Here is a 20,222-nt window from a genome sequence, read left to right as displayed (position 1 = left end):
CCGCGTGCCAACAGCGCATTCAGCTGGAGAGCAGCACCCTGGCCGAGTTGGCCGGTATGGTGAGCTGCACCTCCCCTTGCACCACCTCGAACTTGTCGCCGTTGAAGGCGTCGGTGAAGCGGCTGGCGGGGCTGGCTGTCTGCCACAGGGGCAGGCTGATGGTGCGCGGCTCGGTGGGGTGGCGGTTGCAGGCCACCACCACCTGATCGCTTTGCAGGGTGCGGGCGAACACATAGCTGTGAGGGCCGGCGTAGAGGGTCTGGATGTCGCCCCGGCGCAGGGCCGGACGCTGGCGGCGCAGCTGGATCAGGCGGCGGTAGTGGTCATGCAGCACATGATCCCAGTCTGTGGTGTCCCAGGGGAAGCAGCGACGGCAGTCCGGATCGTTGCCGCCGGAGAGCCCCACCTCGTCGCCGTAGTAGATGGAGGGCACGCCGATATAGGTGATGAGCAGGGTGGCGGCGAGCCGCATCCGCTGCTTGTCCTCCCCCAGCAGGTGCAGGAAGCGGGCGGTGTCGTGGCTGTCCAGCAGGTTGAACTGGGCCAGCTGGTTCTTGAAGGGGATATGGGCCCGGGCCAGCTTGAGCCACCTGTCCAGCTCCTCGGCGCTGATCCGGATGGGGTGATAGGCGATGTCCTGTCCCGCCAGGAAGGCGCGTATGGGGTGGGCGAAGCCGTAGTAGTTCATGGCGCCGTCCTCCTGATCCCCCTGCAGCCACTGGCTCGCCTCGAAGAAGTGTTCGCCGAGCACGTAGGCGTCCGGGTTCTCCTGCTTCACCGCGCCGCGAATGGCGCGCACATGGCCGCTGTTGCCCATGGCCGAGCCCCGCTCCCCCAGCATGTGGATGACGTCGAAGCGCCAGCCATCGATCTGGTAGGGGGCCCGCATCCAGTAGCGCAGAATGGCGTTGTCTGCCCGATACACGGCGTCTTGCACCTGCTCACTGGAGAAGTCCAGCTTGGGCAGGCTGCGAATGCCCTTCCAGCTGACATAATCCCCTTCCTGATCGAAGGTGTAGAAGCTGCGCCAGGGGGAGTCCGGGTTGCTCTGGGCCCCCAGCGGCGGGCAGAACCAGGGGTGGTCGGTGGAGGTGTGGTTGACCACGGCGTCCAGGATGATCTTCATGCCGCGCTGATGCAGGTTGCGGGTCAGCTCGGCAAACTGGGCATTGGTGCCGAGGTGGGCATCCACCTTGAAGTAGTCCTGGGTGTCGTACTTGTGGTTGCTCGGCGAATCGAAGATGGGGTTGAGGTAGAGCGCCGTTACGCCGAGGGATTGCAGGTAGTGCAGCTTGGCGTCTATCCCCGCCAGATCCCCGCCGTAGAACTCGCAGGCGCCGTGCCCCTCCTCGTGGCGACTGACCGGTTCCCCCCAGGCCTTGCTGATGACCGCCTTGCCGCGGTACTCGTACTCGTGATGCCTGACGCTCAGCGAGGGATCCCCGTTGCAGAAGCGGTCGGGGAAGATCTGGTAGAAGACCTGATCCTGTACCCAGGCCGGCGGCTGGTGATGGCTGTTGAAGCGGAAATGCTGCTCCCGCGGCGGCATGGCGGCGCTGACGCCCGCCCCGTGCAGCCACCACTGCTCCTGGTCGGTGAGGCACTTGAAGCAGTAGAGGTGGATCTCCTGCCCCCTGGCCAGCGGCAGCTCGACCTGCCAGACCTGCAGCCTGTCCCGGGTCGAGACCGGGCGCATGGCCACCAGATACTCCTCGTTGTCCGGCTCGTGACGCAGCCACACCTCGCGGATGGGGGCGTCCAGCTCGCTGAACAGGGTGAGCAACAGGGTATCGGCACTCTCTTTGAACCAGGGTGCCACCTGGGGATGAAACAGGAAGGGATGGGTCATGGTATCTACTGCATCAGAGGGTGGCCAGAGGCTACTGGGTCAGGAGGTCGGCGAGGGCATTGCCCTGCTCGTGGAGTTGCTCCAGCTGATCCGCCAGGGTGGCGGGATCCAGCCCGAGCTGGTCGGCCAGCGGCTTGGGGAAGCGCGCTATGATGGTCTGGGCCGGTACTCCGGCGTGCCAGGCGAAGGAGACGAAGACGGAGAGCCGGATCAGCACCGCCTCCTTGCTGACGGGCTCGTAGGAGAGGGGATCCAGCTGCTGGGCGATGGCATCGACGAAGGAGGCCGACAGGTTCCAGCGCTTCGCCAGCTCGGCGCCGAGCTGGGCATAGTCGTACCCCAGCATCTCCCGCTGGGCCTCGACCCGGCTGCTCCCCTTCTCGATGGCCAGGTTGATCAGCCCGGCCTCCTCCGGCAAGGTGCTCTGGATCAGCAGCTCGCCGATGTTGTGAATGAGGGCGCAGGTGAAGGCGCTCTCCGGATCCACTGCCCTGGTCTGTTGGGCCAGGGTGCGGGCTATGGTGGCGACCTGGAAGGTCTGGGTCCAGAAGCGGTGCTTGTCAAAGCCCGGGGGGGCCTTGAAGCTGCTGATGATGCCGGAGGCGACCACCACGGAGCGCAAGCGGTTGAAGCCGAGGCGGATCACCGCCTGCTCGATGGAGGTCACCTCGTTGCCCCGGCGTAGGGCGGCGGAGTTGGCCATCCGCAGCACCTTGACGCTGATCACCTGGTCCATGGCGATCTTGGCCGCGATCTCGTCGATGCGGGCATTCTCATCGTTGAAACTCTGCATCAGCTCGTGCAGCAGCTGCGGGATTGTGGGCAGTTGTTTGATCTTGCCAAACAGGCGATCCATCGACATGGCTGAGGCAGCCTCCATTGCGAACAGTGCCTCATATTGTGCCACAGCTGGGCCAGTTGTTCCTGTCGGCGAGTGGTTTTGTGAGCCCTAGTACACCCAGTCTCGCAGTCTGTATTCCAAACGGTGCCGTTTTCCGGTCAGGATCAGGGTCTGTGGCGTGCCGCTCAGGGTCGCGCCCTCCATCAGGGTGGCGAGCACCGCCTGTTCGATCTGATCGAGCCTGGGCGGGCAGGCCATGGCCGTGCTGCCGAGGCTGGTGACCCAGAGCCTGTCATCCTCGAGATGGCCCTGGCCGAAGTAGCGGTTGCACCCGGCGATGCCGTTGACCGTGAAGTGCTCCCCTATCTCGATGTCGGGGGGATTGACGCGGCTGCTGGGGATGGCCTGGCCATCCAGCTTGTCGAGCACCCAGTGGTGGTGCTGCAGATCTTGCGAGGCGAAGCGGGGAGTACTGCTGCAGGCACTGAGCAGGAGCAGGGCGAGCAGCAGTAGCAGAAATCTGGGCATTGAAGGGGCTCCGGTGGTGGGTATGACAAGCATACCCGTCCCCGGGCCTGGGCGGCAGGGCGAGGGGGGAGGTGCCCGACCGCTTCTGTCGCCCCGGGGGAGGAGGGGGTGTCGGCAAATGGCAACACCCGCCCCGGGCGAGTCGGATTGCACGCAAAAGGGGTCATCATCTGACCCCTTTTGCACGTCTATCGGTGAACCGGCTTATGCATCGGCAAACAACCGCTCGGCGTAACGGGCTAGGCCCGAGGCCACAGAACCGAAGTCACCCCCTCCTTCCAGAGGGGATGCTGTGGGCAGCCTTTGGCGTGTCGGGGATCAGCCGGCAAACAGTCGCTCGGCGTGACGGGCGAGACCCGAGGCCACGGAACCGAAGTCATCCCCTCCTTCCAGAGGGGATGCTGTGGGCAGCCTTTGGCGTGTCGGGGATCAGCCGGCGAACAGCCGCTCGGCGTAACGGGCGAGCCCCGAGGCCACGGAACCGAAGTCATCCCCTCCTTCCAGAGGGGATGCTGTGGGCAGCCTTTGGCGTGTCGGGGATCAGCCGGCGAACAACCGCTCGGCGTAACGGGCGAGACCCGAGGCCACGGAGCCGAAGTCATCTCCACCCTCCAGAGGCACTGCGGGCAGCTTCTGGCGAATGAAGGCCTTGATGAGGGGGGAGCGGGCGCTGCCACCGGTGACGAAGATCCGATCCGGCGCCACGCCGGCGGCGGCGATCGCCTCGTCCATCAGCTCGCCGATCTTCTCCAGCAGGGGGGCCGAGGCACTGGCCAGCTGAGGGCGGGTGAGTTCCGCCTCCAACCCCTTCTCCAGCTCGTTCAGGGTCTGGTGATTGAGCTCATGGTCGGAGAGGGCGATCTTGCCCTGCTCGGCGCGCCACACCAGCTGGTGGCTCAGCTTGTGGGCCCGCAGGCTGGCGAGCCGTGAGAGCTTGCTGCCGGGCTGGCTGTCGAGCTGCAGATCCTGCAGCTGGCGGGCGGTGTCCAGGCTGTAGAAGCGGCTCTGGGCGCTGACGTCGTTGATGGCGGCCGCGTCCCAGAACAGCGGATGGGGCAGCGGCTTGCCGGTCTTGAGGGTCTCGTGCATGCCGAGCAGCGGCATCATGCCCTCCACCGTTAGGCGGATGTCGAAGTCGTTGCCGCCGATGCGCTGGCCGCTGTGGCCGAGCAGATCGCCGCTGCGATCGAGCCGGTCGCGGTGGCTCGGGCCCATGCGCAGCATGGAGCAGTCGGTGGTGCCGCCGCCTATGTCCACCACCAGCACCACGGCATCTTCGGTGAGGCGCGCCTCGAACTCGAAGCCGGCGGCCACCGGCTCGTAGAGAAACTCCACCCGCTCGAAACCGGCGAGGCGGGCCGCCTCACCCAGGATGGCGATGGCCTGGCGGTTGCTCTCCTCCCCGGCCAGCCCCTGGAAGTTGACCGGGCGACCTATCACCGCCTGGCGCACGGGGGCGCCGGTCTGCTGCTCCGCCTCGTGGCGGACGTGCAGCATCATGGCGCAGACGATGTCCTCGAACAGGGCTATCTGGGGCGCCTTGAGGCCGTAGGCCCCGAGGAAGGATTTCGGCGACTTGATGTAGTAACCGTCATCCGGCTCCTCCAGGTAGCGCTCCAGCGCCGCGCCGCCGAAGCTGAGCTCGTCGATGAGCCCCTCTTCGCGCATCTGGCGACGCACCGCCTGGGCCCGGGTCACCACGGGGCCCCGCAGCTTGAGGTACTCCGCCTGCTGGGTGCTGGCCAGCCGTTCGGCCAGCAGGCCGGCGATGGCGTCCCGGTGCGGGGCGTGCAGGGTGGAGGGGAGGTAGTGGGAACCGGAGAGGGTCAGCAGCCTGGGGCTGCCCTGTTCCATCACGGCCACGGCACAGTTGGAGGTACCGTAATCAAATCCGATAAACATGGGGGCCAGACTCCAGAGTAAGAAAGGAGGACTGGCCTACCCGAAGGTGCAGGGTCTTACAACCCGACGCACAGTCGGAGGTACAGTGAGCAAATCCGATGAACATGCTTGCCAGACTCCTGTACAAAAAAGGGCTGGTAGCCTACCCGAAGGCGCCGAGTCTCACAACCCGGCGCCATGGTTATTGCGCTCGCGGCGGGCAACAGGAGGAGCGGGGCGCCTGTCGGCACAGGAGACAGAGGGCGTGGCGCCCTCTGTCCTTCATCGCTGCGGGGGGGGGGGGTCACTCCACCTCGTTGTCGCTGCGGCCCTGGCTCTCGATGGCCTGGATGTTGCCGAGGGTGGTGTCGGCGATGGCGTGCAGCGCCTCCCGGGTCAGGAAGGCCTGGTGACCGGTGAACAGCACGTTGTGGCAGGCTGAGAGGCGGCGGAAGACGTCATCGGTGATCACCTCGTTGGACTTGTCCTCGAAGAAGAGATCTTCCTCCTCCTCGTAGACGTCCAGCCCCAGGGCGCCGATGCGGGAGGTCTTGAGGGCCTCGATGGCGGCGTTGGAGTCGAGCAGGCCGCCCCGGCTGGTGTTGATGATCATCACCCCGTCCTTCATCTTGGCGAAGGCCTCCTTGTTCAGCAGGTGGTAGTTCTCCTTGAACAGGGGGCAGTGCAGGCTGATGACGTCGGACTGGCGCAGCAGGGTGTCGATGTCCACGTACTCGGCCCCCAGATCGATGGCCGCCTGGTTCGGGTAGGGGTCGCTCACCAGCAGGCGCATGCCGAAGCCCTTGAGGATGCGCAGGGTGGCGATGCCGATCTTGCCGGTGCCTATGATGCCGGCGGTGCGGCCATGCATGTTGAAGCCGACCAGCCCCTCCAGGGAGAAGTTGGCATCCCGGGTGCGCTGGTAGGCCTTATGGATGCGGCGGTTGAGGGTCATCATCAGGCCCACCGCGTGCTCGGCGACCGCCTCGGGGGAGTAGGCGGGCACCCGCACCACTTTCAGGCCCAGCTCCTTGGCGGCCACCAGATCCACGTTGTTGTAACCGGCGCAGCGCAGGGCGATGACCTTGGTGCCATTGGCGGCCAGCTCGGTCAGCACCTCCCGGTCGGCGTCATCGTTGACGAACAGGCAGACCACGGGGAAGTGATGGGCGAGGCGGGCGGTCTTGGCCTCCAGCCGCACGTCGAAGAACTCCAGCTCGAAGCCGTACTGGCTGTTGGCCTGATTGAAGTGTTCTTTGTCGTAGCTCTTGGTACTGAAAACGGCGACTCTCATGGGGCGCTCTCCGCAGATAATGATGTGGTTAAATTACAACAAATAGTGACCGTCATCACGGGATAAATGGTGGGGATTCAGCCCCACGGCATGATGGGAACGGCGCTCACTGCACTCTTGTACGAACCATCCACCAACTTGGTGCTGTAAGTCAGATAGACAAGGGCATTGCGCTTCTCGTCGTAAAAACGCACCACCTTCTGCTCCTTGAACACCAGCGAGGTGCTGACGTCGAACACCTCTTCCCCGGCTTTGAGCTTGGCGGGCAGGGTGATGGGGCCTATCTGGTGGCACGACAGTGAGGCGTGGGAGGGATCTTCCGCCAGCCCGAGGCCACCCTTGACGCCCCCGGTCTTGGGGCGCGCCAGATAGCAGGCGACGCCGGCGATTTTCGGGTCGTCGAACGCCTCCACCAGGATCTTGTGATTGGGGCCGACCAGCTTGAAGGCGGTGCTCACCTCGCCGACGGGGTCGGCCTTGTCGGCCAGCGCCGGACCGGCAAACAGCATGCCCAGCAGCAGAGGCAGGGCGTGGGTGAGGGGGGAAGGGTGTGTCATGGTTTCTCCTTTGGCTTCCCTCGGTAGGGGATGCCCAAGCGACGATAGAGGCTGGCCAGCACCCAGGCGGGGCCTACCAGCAGAAATTGCAGGTCGGCGAGGAAGGAGGGGCGCTTCCCCTCTATCCGGTGGCCGACGAACTGGGCTACCCAGAGCAGCGCGAAGCCGCACAGGGCCGGCCACAGCAAGGGGCCTTGCCAGCTGTGGCAGAAGGCCAGTCCCAGCGCGGTCAGGATCGCCATTCCCACGAACAGGGCAAACGACAGCCTCAGGTAGAAGGCCAGCACCGGAATGGCAACCAGCGCCGCCCAGTTGAGGGACGGCGGCAGCGGGCCTGCCGGCAGGCACCAGAGCAGGGCCAGGGTGCAGAGGTAGATGCCGGGCACCGCCACCTTGTGGATGGCCACATTGACCGGGTGCTGGTGGCTCTGGCCGTAGTCGCTGAACCAGTCGTCGAGTCGTTTCATGGCACCTCCCTGGTGCTGCGGTTGAAACCGGCCCGCTTATTCCCTGCGAGCCTGCGGTCAGGGACTACTGCCCTTGCCTGGGGGGATAGTCCCAGCAAATAGGGCTCTGGAATCCCGGCATTACTGCCTGGGGGGATAATCCCAATATTGGGCTGGAATGCTCCTGAGCAAGGGGGTCATGTCCGGGTTGGGCAGGGAGATGGTGACTCGCTGCTCCAGGTTCGCACTGGCCAGGGCCTCGCGCACCCTGGGATTCTCGTGGAAGAACTTCATGAAGCTGCCGTCGGCATAGGCCCGCTCCAGTCCGGTCTGGATCGCCTTGGCCAGCTTGGGAGACTCTGGGCTGACGAAGAAGAACTCGGCGAAGGGGTAGCGGATCAGCAGGTGCTGCTCTATGGCGAGATTGGGGTACTGGGCCGCCAGCTCACGGCGTTCCGCGAAGATCTCCACCAGACCACGGGGGAAGAAGTCGAGCTTGTCGCCGTCGTTGATGAGACGGAACAGGTTGCTGTAGCGCCCCGCATAGGTCGCTATGCCCGCCTGCTCCAGGATCTTGTTGTCGGCCCAGCCGACCCCCTGGGCCGCCTTCAGCTGCTTGAGATCCGCCAGGGTGTTGACCTGGTTGAACTTCTCCTGGGCATCGCCGTGAATGAACGATAGCCGCAGCCCTTCCAGACCGCGGAACAGCGGAATGGGGACGGGGATCAGGGCGGATTCGAGGGCGCTGGAGGTACCCATCCAGAACACATTGATGGTTTTGCCCTTGCGCAGCTCCTGCTGCAGGGTGAACTGATTGAGATTGAGGTCGACCCGCTCCAGCTTGTAGGGCTGCCCGGCACGGTCGAGCGCCAGCTCCAGCAGCTTTAGCTGGTATTCGCTGTCGAGGTCATTGATCGGTCGGCTGGGGACCTTGACGGTGAGAGTCTGCGCCTGTGCCAGCAGCGGCAGGCACAAACACAGCTTGATGAGCCATTTCACGCTCTGATCTCCTGTAGAGTCCGGGACTTGCCCGGAGTCTAACAGAAGTTGTCACGCTCTTGCTGTGAAGCCGCAAACAAGGTTCATGTGCAGCCCGGCATGCTCGTCTGTCTATACGGACGCCGGTGCCTGCGCACTGCCTTGCCTGCGGCCCGGTGCGACAAGGTGGTGACGGTTCACTGGCGCATCAGGCGACGCGGCGGAACACGTGGGTGTCGTTGAATTCCTTGGTGCTCTGGCACTCGACGCAGAAGCGGGACTCAGGACGAGCCTGCAGCCGCTTGAGGGAGATCTCGTCACCGCAGGATTCGCAGTAGCCAAAGTCTCCTTCATTGATGCGTTTCAACGCCCCTTTCAGCTTGCGCAGATGCAGCTTGTCGTGCTCGATGCGGTTCAGCTCCAGACGGCGGGCCTCCTCGATGCTGGCACGATCAATTTCATCGGCCATCTCGTTGGTATCGGTGGCGATGGCCTGGCTGGCTTGGGAGTTGAGACGCTCTTCGAGCTCGAGGATTTGTCGCTCGATCTGACCCTTGTAAAAGGCCAGTTGGTCTTCAGTCATGAAATCACACATAGGGTTTGCTACCAGTCAGTTTCCCAATTTTTCCCATTTATGGGGGCTGTCGGCCCGCAGACCAAGCCCCTGTAGTCCGATTTGCACCAAATCCATGCAGGAGAGTGCAAATCAGGGCGGGCCTTGTACCAAAAAAATGCAGGTATGCAAAGAGAATTGGATAAGGATTGTGCGCCCTTGCAAAGAAATGGGCCCGCTCCGACAGGGGCTGACTGAGTATCGAGCAGCTTCTGTCCAGCCTTGGCATCGGGCTTGCAGTGGGCTGATAGTGACACAGGGTGTTTAGTATTTGGTGCCGCATTGGTCATTATACCGGCCGTTGTTTATAGTTTTTTAAACACCACTGCTTGACAAAGGCCTTTATCACGGGCTTTTATGGTGAGGTTGATTACATTTTCTTAACAAGGGTGTTCCTTATATTAGACACCCTTGCCAATGACAACCGTAGAGTCGGGGTTTAACATGGACAGTATCAAGGGCTGGATGGAGAGCAATCGCATCACGGAAGTGGAGTGCCTGTTCCCGGATTTCACCGGCAATGCCCGAGGCAAGATCATTCCAGCCAACAAGTTTCTGCGCGAAGGGGGCATGCGGCTGCCCGAGGTCATCTTCACCCAGACGGTGACCGGCGAGTACCCGGATGACGACAGCATGATCGACCCGCTGGAGCGGGACATGCAGCTCTATCCCGATCCCAACACCATTCGTTTCGTGCCCTGGGCACTGGAGCCCACGGCTCAGGTGATTCACGACTGTTTCGACATCAATGGCAAGCTGATCGACATAGCGCCGCGCTCCGTGCTGCGCCGGGTCCTGTCATTTTACGAGAAGCAGGGCTGGAAGCCGGTGGTGGCCCCCGAGCTCGAATTCTATCTGGTCAAGCGCAACGAAGACCCCGACTATCCGCTGGTGCCGCCGGTGGGCCGCAACGGCCGCCCCGAGACGGCACGCCAGTCGTTCAGCATAGATGCGGTCAACGAATTCGATCCCATCTTCGAGGACATGTACGACTACTGCGAGGCCCAGGAGCTGGAGGTGGACACCCTGATCCACGAGTCCGGCGCCGCCCAGATGGAGATCAACTTCCTGCACGGTGACGCCATCGATCTCGCCGACCAGGTGTTCCTGTTCAAGCGCACCATGCGGGAAGCGGCCCACCGTCACGGCATCTATGCCACCTTCATGGCCAAGCCCATGAGCGACGAGCCGGGCTCCGCCATGCACATCCACCAGAGCCTGGAAGACGCCGAGGGGCGCAACCTGTTTGGCACCAGCGAAGGGGGCAACTCCGCCCTGTTCATGCACTTCATCGCCGGCCTGCAGAAGTACACCCCGGCAGTGACCGCCCTGCTGGCGCCGAACGTCAACTCCTACCGCCGCCTCACCTTCGGCGAGAGCGCGCCGCGCAACGTGCAGTGGGGCGTGGAAAACCGCACCTGCGGCCTGCGGGTGCCCTTCTCCGAGCCGAGCGCGCGCCGGGTCGAGAACCGCTTCGCCGGTGCCGACGCCAACCCCTATCTGGCGCTGGCGGCGACCCTGGCCTGCGGCTACCTCGGCATGCTGGAGAAGCTGGAGCCCATGCAGGAGATGAAGGCGAGTGCCTATGACCTGCCCTACAGCCTGCCCCGTTCCCTGGAGGAGTCGCTCAGCCATCTGGAGCAGTGCGAACCCATCAAGGACATGCTGGGGGAGCGCTTCATCCGCGCCTTCGTCGCGGTCAAGCGCAAGGAGTACGAGACCTACTTCGGGGTGATCAGCCGCTGGGAACGGGAATTCCTGCTGCTGAACGTCTGACCCGTCCCGGGAGGGGCGCAGGCCTCTCCCGTCACTCTCAAAGCAAGATGGCACTGGCTCGTGAGGGGCGGCCGATGGCGCCCGCGCCCGTGGCCAGCCCATGGATGACGGCACGACGATCGCTTACATCGAAGGAACCGAGGAGCAGGCAACGCAGCATTCCGCCCGTGAGTAGCAGTGACCGGGAGAGTGCCATCCGCCCTCGACATTGACGAATAAACATCGCTTACATCGAAGGAACCGAGGAGCAAGCAATGAAGCAGACCACCCGCGAGTGGCAGCAACTGGATGCCAGCCACCACCTGCATCCCTTTACCGACTTTCAGGCCCTGAACAAGAAGGGCAGCCGCATCATCACCAAGGCCGAGGGGGTCTATCTGGAAGACTCCGACGGGCGCCGTATCCTGGACGGGATGGCGGGCCTGTGGTGCGTCAACCTGGGTTATGGCCGCCAGGAGCTGGTGGATGCCGCCACCAGACAGATGCAGCAGTTGCCCTACTACAACCTCTTCTTCCAGACCAGCCATCCCCCCGCCGCCGAACTGGCGACCCTGCTGGCCGAGATCACGCCCCCTCATCTCAACCACGTCTTCTTCACCGGCTCGGGCTCGGAGTGCAACGACACTGTGCTGCGCATGGTGCGTCACTACTGGGCCAGCAAGGGGCAGCCTGACAAGCAGGTGATCATCAGCCGCCACAATGCCTATCACGGCTCCACGGTGGCGGGCGCCAGTCTGGGGGGCATGAAGGGCATGCACGCCCAGGGTGGCCTGCCCATTCCCGGCATAGTTCACATCGATCAGCCCTATCACTTCGGCGAGGGGGAGGGCATGAGCGCCCAGGAGTTCGGCCTGGCCCGTGCCCGCCAGCTGGAAGAGAAGATCCTGGAACTGGGGGTGGACAAGGTGGCCGCCTTCATCGGCGAGCCTATCCAGGGGGCCGGCGGCGTCATCATTCCGCCCGATAGCTACTGGCCCGAGATCCAGCGTATCTGCGACAAGTACGGCATCCTGCTCATCGCCGACGAGGTGATCTGCGGTTTCGGCCGCACCGGTCACTGGTTTGCCAGCGAAGGGTTCGGCATCACGCCTGACCTCATGTGTCTGGCCAAGGGCATCACCTCGGGCTACCTGCCGATGGGGGCCGTGATGGTGGGGGACAGGGTCGCCAGGGTGCTGGTGGAGGAGGGGGGCGAGTTCAACCACGGCTTCACCTATTCCGGTCATCCGGTGGCCTGCGCCGTGGCCATCGCCAACATCCAGCTTATGCAAAGTGAGAGCATAGTTAAGCGCGTTCATGATAGTATCGGCCCCTATTTGCAGCGCCGCTGGAGCGAGCTCGCCGATCACCCGCTGGTGGGAGAAACCCGGGGTAAAGGCCTGGTCGCCGCGCTGGAAATAGTCCAGGACAAACAGACGAAACGTCGTTTTCCGGCCGAACTGCACGCCGGGATGACCTGTCGGGAGTTCTGTTTTAACAATGGCTTGGTGATGAGGGCTGTCGGCGATACCATGATCATATCGCCCCCCTTGGTGATCACCGAGGAACAGGTGGATGAATTGGTCAAACTGGCCAGGCTCAGTCTGGATCTGACGGCTGCAAAGCTGCAGGAATAGGCTGAAACCGGGCAGATTGGCTTACGCATACAATTTGCTTAGGAGACAAGGACTATGTCTTTTAAAAAGGGAATGATGGCTGCTTCCGTGGCGCTGGTCATGATGAGTACCGGGGCGATGGCCGACGAGAAGGTGCTGCACGTCTACAACTGGAGCGACTACATAGCGCCGGATACGCTGGAAAACTTCCAGAAGGAGACGGGCATCAAGGTGGTGTACGACGTGTTCGACAGCAACGAGGTGCTGGAAGCCAAGTTGCTGGCGGGCAGTTCGGGTTATGACATCGTCGTCCCGTCCAACCCCTTCCTGGCCAAGCAGATCAAGGCAGGCGTCTTCCAGAAGCTGGACAAGTCCAAACTCTCCAACTGGCAGAACATGGATGTCGATCTGCTCAAGGCGCTCGAACCGAGCGATCCGGGCAACCAGTACTCCATCCCTTACCTGTGGGGCACCATTGGCTACGCCTACAACGCCGAGAAGGTGAAGGCCGTGCTGGGTGCCGATGCGCCGGTCAACTCCTGGGATCTGGTGTTCAAGCCGGAGAACATGGCCAAGTTGAAGGAGTGCGGTGTCTCCTTCCTCGACTCGCCGACCGAAATGCTGCCGGCCGCCCTGCAATACCTGGGCTTCAAGCCGGATAGCCAGAAGCCGGACGAGTTGAAGAAGGCAGAGGAGCTGTTCCTCTCCATCCGCCCCTATACCGCCTACTTCCACTCCTCCAAGTACATTTCGGATCTGGCCAACGGCAACCTGTGCGTGGCGGTGGGTTACTCAGGTGACCTGCAGCAGTCCAAGGCACGCGCCGCCGAAGCCAAGAACGGTGTCAGCCTGACTTACACCATTCCGAAAGAGGGGGCTGGCAGCTTCTTCGACATGATCGCCATCCCGGCGGACGCCAAGAACGTCGAGGCAGCCCACACCTTCATCAACTACCTGATGAAGCCGGAAGTGATCGCGAACATCACCAACGTGGTGCAGTTCCCGAACGGCAACAAGGCAGCCACTCCGCTGGTGGACGAGGCGATCCGCAACGATCCGGGCATCTACCCGACGGCGGACACCCTCAAGAAGATCTACACCTTCCCGGATCTGCCGGCCAAGGTGCAGCGTCTGATGACCCGCAGCTGGACCAAGATCAAATCAGGTAAGTAAGTGACGAGTACCCCTCCCGGTCCGCAGTTCGGCCGGGAGGGTGGTGACCACCCGACAGGTTGGACGGCGCGTATGGATGCGCGACTGGCAAAATCACACAAACGAGGACTGATACGTGCACATGACCAAGATGGCAACGCTGGCCCTGACCCTGGGGTTTGCAAATCTGACCCAGGCAGCCCCTGTGGTTCATTTTTACAACTGGTCCGATTATATCGGCGAGACCACCCTCAGTGACTTTCAGCAGAAGACCGGGATCAAGACCGTCTACGACGTGTTTGACTCCAACGAGACGCTGGAGGGCAAGCTGCTGACCGGACGCACCGGTTACGATCTGGTCGTGCCTTCCAACAATTTCCTAGCCAAGCAGATCAAGGCGGGGGCCTTCCAGAAGCTGGATCCCGCCCTGCTGCCCAACCTGAGCAACCTGGATCCCCTGCTGCTCAAGCAGCTCGACAAGGTGGATCCGGGCCATCAGTACGCCGTGCCCTATCTGTGGGGCACCAACGGCATCGGTTACAACGTCGAGAAGGTGAAGGCCGTGCTGGGAGTCGACAAGATTGACTCCTGGGCGACCATCTTCGAGCCGGAAAACATGAAGAAGCTCTCCCATTGCGGGGTGGCCTTCCTCGACTCGGCGGACGAGATGATCCCGGCTGCCCTGAACTACCTCGGCCTCAATCCCAACAGCCACGATCCTGCGGATCTCAAGCGTGCCGAAGAGCAGTTGCTCAAGGTGCGCCCCTATGTGACCTACTTCCACTCCTCCAAGTACATAGGGGATCTCGCCAATGGCGACATCTGTGTGGCGGCGGGGTTCTCCGGTGACATACTGCAGGCGGCGGCCCGGGCCGACGAGGCGGGCAAGGGGATCAAGATTGCCTACAGCATCCCCAAGGAGGGGGGCAATCTGTGGTTCGACATGATGGCTATCCCCTCCGATGCCACCAACGTCAAAGAGGCTCACGCCCTGATCAACTACATTCTCGAACCTGAAGTCATCGCCAAGGTGAGCGACTACGTGGGCTACGCTAACCCGAACCTCAAGGCGGGAGAGTTCATGGACAAGGCCGTGCGCGATGACGAGTCAGTCTATCCCCCCCAGGCGGTGCTGGAGCGTCTGTATGTGCAGGAAGCACATCCCCGCTCGGTGCAGCGCCTGATCACCCGGAGTTGGACCAAGATCAAGTCCGGAACCTAACCTTGGCGCCCATCCCGGGGCGCCAGATTGTATTGATGGATCGGCCCCGGCCGGTATCACCTTTGGGAGTTTGGTAATGGCGATAGCCTCCAGTGCCTACAAGAAAGCCCTCGAGGGCAGCCAGCAGCGTAAAGAAGTGCTGGTCAAAATAGACAGGGTAAGCAAGCAGTTCGACGAAACGCTGGCGGTCGATAACGTGTCTCTCAACATCCACAAGGGCGAGATCTTCGCCCTGCTGGGTGGTTCAGGTTCCGGCAAGTCCACCTTGCTGCGGATGCTGGCCGGGTTCGAGCGCCCCACCGAGGGGCGGCTGTTCCTGGATGGGGTCGACATTACCGACATGCCGCCCTATGAACGTCCCATCAACATGATGTTCCAGTCCTACGCCCTGTTTCCCCACATGACGGTGGCGCAGAACATCGCCTTCGGCCTCAAGCAGGATGGCCTGCCCAAGGCTGAGGTCGACGCCCGGGTGGAGGAGATGCTCAAGCTGGTGCAGATGACCCAGTATGCCCGTCGCAAGCCGCACCAGCTCTCCGGCGGTCAGCGCCAGCGGGTCGCCCTGGCCCGATCGCTGGCCAAGCGCCCCAAGCTGCTGCTGCTCGATGAGCCCATGGGGGCGCTGGACAAGAAGCTGCGCTCCAAGATGCAGCTGGAGCTGGTGGAGATCATCGAGCGAGTCGGCGTAACCTGCGTCATGGTGACCCACGATCAGGAAGAGGCCATGACCATGGCGGAGCGGATCGCCATCATGCACCTCGGCTGCATCGAGCAGATCGGCAGCCCGATGGACATCTACGAAACCCCGGCCAGCCGGCTGGTGTGCGAGTTCATCGGCAACGTCAACCTGTTCGACGGCCTGCTGGTGGAAGATGAGCAGGACCACGCCACCATCGCCTGCGCGGATCTGGAGCAGCCCATCTACGTGGGTCACGGCATCAGCTCCCGCGCCGAGAACAAGAAGGTGACCTACGCCCTGCGGCCGGAAAAATTGCTGATGAGCCTGCACAAGCCGGAGGAGATCGAGCATCCGGACTTCAACTGGACCAAGGGTGAGGTCTATGACATCGCCTATCTGGGCGGCCACTCGGTTTATCACATCCAGCTGCCCTCGGGCAAAATCGTTCAGGCTTTCATCGCCAATGCCGAACGCCACGGCAAGCGGCCAACCTGGGATGACCAGGTGTTCCTCTACTGGGAAGATGACAGCGGCGTGGTGCTGCAATCATGAAGGCATTGAGACGACTCAAGCAGATGGGGGGACGCCAGCTGGTGATCGGCATTCCCTTCTTCTGGCTGTTCCTGTTCTTCCTGCTGCCCTTCGTCATAGTGGTGAAGATCAGCTTCGCCGAAGCGGATGTGGCGATCCCGCCCTACACCGACGTGATGAGCTGGGCCGACAATCAGCTCACCATACTGCTCAACATGGGCAACTACCTGCTGCTGCAGGAGGATGAGCTCTATATCGCGGCCTATCTGGGCTCCCTCAAGATGGCCTTCATCAGCACCCTGCTCTGCCTGCTGATCGGCTATCCCATGGCCTACTCCATTGCGCGGGCCAACAAGGAGACCCAGACCGTTCTGCTGCTGCTCATCATGATGCCGACCTGGACCGCCATCCTGATCCGGGTCTACGCCTGGATGGGTATCCTCAGCAACAACGGCCTGCTCAACAGCGTCTTGCTGGGGATAGGGGTGATAGACGAGCCCTTGCAGATCCTCAACACCAACCTGGCTGTCTACATCGGCATCGTTTACTCCTACCTGCCGTTCATGGTGCTGCCGCTCTACGCCAACCTGGTGAAGCACGATCAGAGCCTGCTGGAGGCGGCCTCCGATCTCGGCGCCCGCAACCTGACCCGGTTCTGGCAGATCACTGTGCCGCTCTCCAAGAACGGCATCATCGCCGGTTGCATGCTGGTCTTCATTCCCGTGGTGGGCGAGTTCGTCATCCCCGAGATGCTGGGCGGCCCCGAGACCCTGATGATAGGCAAGGTGCTGTGGCAGGAGTTCTTCAACAACCGTGACTGGCCGGTGGCGTCCGCCCTGGCAGTGGTGATGCTGGCGGTGCTGATCATTCCGATCATCCTGTTTAACCGCAACCAAGCCAAAGAGCTGGAGGGGAAAGTATGAGGCGCTTTGGTTTTGCCAAGCTGATGCTCTGGCTGGGGCTGCTGTTCATCTACCTGCCCATGATCATCATGGTCATCTACTCCTTCAACGCCTCCAAGCTGGTGACTGTGTGGGGGGGCTGGTCCCTGAAGTGGTACTTCGGTCTGCTCGACAACAAGCAGTTGATTGGCTCCGTGTTCCGCTCCCTGGAGATCGCCTTCTACACCGCCATCGCCGCGGTGGCGCTGGGGACAGTGGCGGCCTTCGTGCTGACCCGGATCCCGCACTTCCGTGGCCGCACCCTGTTCGGCGGCATGGTGACGGCGCCCCTGGTGATGCCAGAGGTGATCACGGGTCTGTCGCTGCTGCTGCTGTTCGTGGCCATGGCCCAGCTGGTGGGCTGGCCCGCCGAGCGGGGCATGCTGACCATCTGGATCGCCCACACCACCTTCTGTACCGCCTATGTGGCGATCGTGGTGTCGGCGCGGTTGCGGGAGCTGGATCTCTCCATCGAGGAGGCGGCCATGGATCTGGGCGCCAAGCCGTGGAAGGTGTTCTTCCTCATCACCATCCCGATGATAGCCCCGTCGCTGGCGGCGGGGGGCATGATGTCGTTCGCCCTGTCGCTGGATGATCTGGTGCTGGCGAGCTTCGTCTCGGGTCCGGGCTCCACGACCCTGCCGATGGAGGTCTTCTCGGCGGTGCGCCTCGGGGTGAAACCCGAGATCAACGCGGTGGCCAGCCTGATCCTGCTGTCGGTGTCGCTGTTCACCTTCGGCAGCTGGTACCTGATGGCGAGGGCGGAGAAACGCCGCCGCGCCGAGATTGCCATGACCACCCAGATGCAGGCCGTCGCCTGACCCCGGGGCTGTTGAGGCCGTCACGCGGCTTGCGTCGACGGCTCAACAGCCCCTAAGATCCGCATTCTCTCATCCGTCAGGAGAATGGAATGCGGATCTCTCTCTTTATCGGCCAGAGCGCCGAGATGAATGCCGAACTCGCCCCCGGACTCGTCAGTGCCATCGACAAGCATGAGGCAGGACATCCCCTGTGGTGCGGCTTCTCGGGCCTGGAGGGCGATGAGCAGAGCGACAAGCGCCATCACGGCGGCCCGGATCGCGCCCTGCACTACTATCCTGCGGATCACTACCCCTGGTGGAAGAGCTGGCAAACCGCGCTGGGTCTGCCTGCCCCCCGAGCCTCCTGGCAGCCAGCGGCCTTTGGCGAAAACCTCTCCGGCCTCGGATTGACCGAGGCGCAGGCCTGCATCGGCGATGTCTATCGCCTCGGTGCCGCCCTGGTCCAGATCAGCCAGCCGAGATCCCCCTGCTTCAAGCTCAATCAACGCTTTGGCTACCCGCACCTCTCCCAGGTGATGCAGCTCAGCGGCCGCTGCGGCTGGCTGCTGCGGGTGCTGGAGGAGGGGCACGTGGCCCCGGTGGATGAACTGCTGCTGATGGACAGGCCCTATCCCGAGCTGACGGTGAAGCGCACCGCCGACATCCTGTTCAACCAGGCCCGCCACGAAGGGGACCTGCAACTGCTGCTGGACAACCCGGCGCTCTCTCCCAACTGGCGCCAGCATGCGGCCCACTGGCTGGAGCACGGGGTCGTTGCCGATTGGAGTCGGCGTCTGCTGGGACCCGCCGAGTTTCAGCTGCTGCCAAAGGCGTAACTGAGCACCTGGGCGAGCCCGGCGCCCCGTATCGCCCTGAAACGCTGGATTATTGAGCGTAAAGCCCTTTTTTTACGGCAGATGCAAAAAAAGGCTTGTGTCATGTCGGGGCTTTCGGTAAATTCTCGCCCCGCAGACATCGGTGTGTAGCGCAGCTTGGTAGCGCACTTCGTTCGGGACGAAGGGGTCGGAGGTTCGAATCCTCTCACACCGACCACATTGGAAAAGGCCGCTCATCGAGCGGCCTTTTCGCATTTGGCCGTTTGCCTTGGTCGCCCTCGGCAGACGGGCAGGAGAGGTACATGGAGTCGATTGCCTGGTACTGAATGCCACCCATTAAAAGGGCCACCGCTCGGTGGCCCCACAGGTGGAGTCTGATCCTGACTCCGGCACTCTAGATTGTGGCAATCTCGTTGTGGGTCTTGTCGATGGTGCCCTCCTTGCGCTCTGGGCGCATGATTCAGATATGCCAGTGTTGATGCCGCAATGCCTTGAAGCCGTGCTGAGTTTGCAGAGCCGCATGCTTGGGGTACTCGCTGATGAAATGTGCTATTCCCTCCATCAGTTGTGACCGCAGAGAAGACACGGGCTCGTGCCAGGCCTGCAGGCAGAGATGGCCGGGGATCAACTGCTCTCGATACGCTTCCAGCAGCTGTTCTGGCCAGGGCTCGATATGGGAATCATGACGCAGTAAATAGTGGGCGGCGGGTTCACGGGCATAGATGAACTGAACTTGGGCCAGGTCGCGTTGGCTTAGCGTTTGGCTGCCGATATGGCAAGTCAGATATTTCCCCGTCTTCAGATTCAGGAAGTGACCGCGTTGCCGACAGGCAATGATGCGATACCAAGGCAGGGGTGAACAGAGAGAATACCCCTCCAGCTCCTGTTCCAACCAGTGACGGCACTCGGGCGTCTGCACTTCTTCGCGCATGGACTCGAGCTGTGTCAACAAGGCTCTGGATGGTTGGGTAGCCAGCATCGCGCTCATCGTCTGCAATCCTCCCTCTGCACACAATCCCGACTTTCAGTATGGACCCTGACCGGTGGCGGGGGTAACTATTCTAATGATTAAAATCAGCTTAGAAGCGCACTTTTTATGCAATAAAGGCCATTAGCCGACCAGGTAGGTGCCGGTACCAAAGGCGATATGAGTCCCCTCTTCGTTGTGCAGTTCCATACGGGCGACGGCGACCTTGCTGCCTGCCCGAATGATGTGGGCGGTGGCGATGAACTCGTTGCCGCGACCGGGCCGCAGGTAGTCGACCCTCAGGTCTATGGTGCCGAGGCGGGAGAAGCGCTCCTTGAGGTAGCTGGGGGAGAAGTCCTCCAGCTCGTCGATGCAGGAGGCGGCGACTATCATGCCGCCCGCCACATCCAGCAGGCTGGCGGTCACGCCGCCGTGCAGTATGTTGTGAAAGGGGTTGCCGATCAGCTTGTCATCCATCTTGATGCGCAGCTCCACCTTCTCGAAGTCATAGTGGGTTACCTGCATGCCGATGAGCTTGTTGAACGGCATCTTCTCGGCGAACAGATTGGCAATGCCACTGAGCGCCATCTTCTTCAACATCTGTTTCATTCTCTGATACCGATCCCTGTCATCAAAGCCGAGTAAAAACTCCAGCCAGTCTGCAACACTTCCTTAACAGTCGCAATGGCAGGTTTATTGTGGGCGGCGGCTGCTTTAGAATGGCGACCCCAAAGGA

General features: G+C 62.3%; 19 protein-coding genes and 1 tRNA gene. 9 read left to right on the top strand and 11 right to left on the bottom strand.

Annotated elements, in window-relative coordinates; translation table 11 throughout:
- Positions 1-19: 19 nt before the first annotated feature.
- The 9 genes from malZ to HB860_RS18485 form a co-directional block, all read right to left on the bottom strand.
- Complete coding sequence (gene malZ, locus HB860_RS18525; protein ID WP_139438049.1) at positions 20-1,849, bottom strand: maltodextrin glucosidase; 1,830 nt, start codon at positions 1,847-1,849, stop codon at positions 20-22.
- 31 nt (positions 1,850-1,880) lie between these two features.
- Positions 1,881-2,729, bottom strand: a complete 849-nt coding sequence (locus HB860_RS18520; RefSeq protein ID WP_247627564.1) for an HDOD domain-containing protein — start codon at positions 2,727-2,729, stop codon at positions 1,881-1,883.
- A 69-nt stretch (positions 2,730-2,798) separates the two neighbouring features.
- Positions 2,799-3,218: an META domain-containing protein gene (locus tag HB860_RS18515; RefSeq protein ID WP_025328730.1), complete on the bottom strand. Its 420-nt coding sequence runs from the start codon at positions 3,216-3,218 to the stop codon at positions 2,799-2,801.
- Positions 3,219-3,758: 540 nt separating this feature from the next.
- Positions 3,759-5,120 (bottom strand): molecular chaperone, encoded by a 1,362-nt coding sequence (gene yegD, locus HB860_RS18510; RefSeq protein WP_182787209.1) that lies wholly within the window; start codon positions 5,118-5,120, stop codon positions 3,759-3,761.
- 283 nt (positions 5,121-5,403) lie between these two features.
- Positions 5,404-6,393, bottom strand: coding sequence for a 2-hydroxyacid dehydrogenase (locus HB860_RS18505; RefSeq protein WP_202047661.1), 990 nt, complete (start codon positions 6,391-6,393; stop codon positions 5,404-5,406).
- 77 nt (positions 6,394-6,470) lie between these two features.
- Positions 6,471-6,950 carry a CreA family protein gene (locus HB860_RS18500; RefSeq protein ID WP_247627563.1) on the bottom strand — a complete coding sequence of 160 codons (480 nt, stop codon included), beginning with the start codon at positions 6,948-6,950 and terminating at the stop codon, positions 6,471-6,473.
- On the bottom strand, positions 6,947-7,417 hold the full coding sequence (locus tag HB860_RS18495) for a DUF962 domain-containing protein (protein ID WP_247627562.1): 471 nt from the start codon (positions 7,415-7,417) through the stop codon (positions 6,947-6,949). Before HB860_RS18495 ends, HB860_RS18500 begins: the two co-directional genes overlap by 4 nt.
- A gap of 120 nt (positions 7,418-7,537) precedes the next feature.
- Complete coding sequence (locus tag HB860_RS18490; RefSeq protein ID WP_139438038.1) at positions 7,538-8,395, bottom strand: hypothetical protein; 858 nt, start codon at positions 8,393-8,395, stop codon at positions 7,538-7,540.
- Between the two features lie 187 nt (positions 8,396-8,582).
- The gene (locus tag HB860_RS18485; RefSeq protein ID WP_005328486.1) at positions 8,583-8,969 is read right to left on the bottom strand and encodes a TraR/DksA family transcriptional regulator; all 387 of its coding nucleotides are present in this window, start codon (positions 8,967-8,969) and stop codon (positions 8,583-8,585) included.
- A 462-nt stretch (positions 8,970-9,431) separates the two neighbouring features.
- Between HB860_RS18485 and HB860_RS18480 the strand changes: the two genes are divergently transcribed.
- The 9 genes from HB860_RS18480 (at position 9,432) to HB860_RS18440 (ending at position 18,736) form a co-directional block, all read left to right on the top strand.
- Complete coding sequence (locus tag HB860_RS18480; protein WP_005328484.1) at positions 9,432-10,763, top strand: glutamine synthetase family protein; 1,332 nt, start codon at positions 9,432-9,434, stop codon at positions 10,761-10,763.
- Positions 10,764-11,017: 254 nt separating this feature from the next.
- Positions 11,018-12,379, top strand: coding sequence for an aspartate aminotransferase family protein (locus tag HB860_RS18475; RefSeq protein ID WP_247627561.1), 1,362 nt, complete (start codon positions 11,018-11,020; stop codon positions 12,377-12,379).
- A gap of 54 nt (positions 12,380-12,433) precedes the next feature.
- Complete coding sequence (locus tag HB860_RS18470; protein ID WP_139438034.1) at positions 12,434-13,531, top strand: extracellular solute-binding protein; 1,098 nt, start codon at positions 12,434-12,436, stop codon at positions 13,529-13,531.
- A 121-nt stretch (positions 13,532-13,652) separates the two neighbouring features.
- The gene (locus HB860_RS18465; protein WP_282101263.1) at positions 13,653-14,732 is read left to right on the top strand and encodes a polyamine ABC transporter substrate-binding protein; all 1,080 of its coding nucleotides are present in this window, start codon (positions 13,653-13,655) and stop codon (positions 14,730-14,732) included.
- A 76-nt stretch (positions 14,733-14,808) separates the two neighbouring features.
- Positions 14,809-15,963, top strand: a complete 1,155-nt coding sequence (gene potA / locus HB860_RS18460; RefSeq protein WP_005328474.1) for a polyamine ABC transporter ATP-binding protein — start codon at positions 14,809-14,811, stop codon at positions 15,961-15,963.
- Positions 15,960-16,865, top strand: a complete 906-nt coding sequence (locus tag HB860_RS18455; protein ID WP_139438030.1) for an ABC transporter permease subunit — start codon at positions 15,960-15,962, stop codon at positions 16,863-16,865. The genes potA and HB860_RS18455 overlap by 4 nt, the downstream gene beginning before the upstream one ends.
- On the top strand, positions 16,862-17,704 hold the full coding sequence (locus tag HB860_RS18450; protein WP_025328719.1) for an ABC transporter permease subunit: 843 nt from the start codon (positions 16,862-16,864) through the stop codon (positions 17,702-17,704). Before HB860_RS18455 ends, HB860_RS18450 begins: the two co-directional genes overlap by 4 nt.
- An 89-nt stretch (positions 17,705-17,793) precedes the next feature.
- The gene (locus tag HB860_RS18445) at positions 17,794-18,519 is read left to right on the top strand and encodes an MOSC domain-containing protein (RefSeq protein WP_247627560.1); all 726 of its coding nucleotides are present in this window, start codon (positions 17,794-17,796) and stop codon (positions 18,517-18,519) included.
- 140 nt (positions 18,520-18,659) lie between these two features.
- Positions 18,660-18,736, top strand: a tRNA-Pro gene (locus HB860_RS18440).
- A gap of 243 nt (positions 18,737-18,979) precedes the next feature.
- Here HB860_RS18440 and HB860_RS18435 read toward each other — a convergent pair.
- Together HB860_RS18435 and HB860_RS18430 are read right to left on the bottom strand one after the other, a co-directional pair.
- Complete coding sequence (locus tag HB860_RS18435) at positions 18,980-19,507, bottom strand: hypothetical protein (RefSeq protein ID WP_139438026.1); 528 nt, start codon at positions 19,505-19,507, stop codon at positions 18,980-18,982.
- 123 nt (positions 19,508-19,630) lie between these two features.
- The gene (locus HB860_RS18430; protein ID WP_162519265.1) at positions 19,631-20,095 is read right to left on the bottom strand and encodes a thioesterase family protein; all 465 of its coding nucleotides are present in this window, start codon (positions 20,093-20,095) and stop codon (positions 19,631-19,633) included.
- Positions 20,096-20,222 lie beyond the last annotated feature (127 nt).

Source organism: Aeromonas genomosp. paramedia, from assembly GCF_023093515.1.
In the GTDB taxonomy this organism is placed as follows: domain Bacteria; phylum Pseudomonadota; class Gammaproteobacteria; order Enterobacterales; family Aeromonadaceae; genus Aeromonas.
The sequence above is the reverse complement of the archived record's forward strand: the minus strand, read 5'-3'. Positions and strand labels throughout refer to the sequence as shown.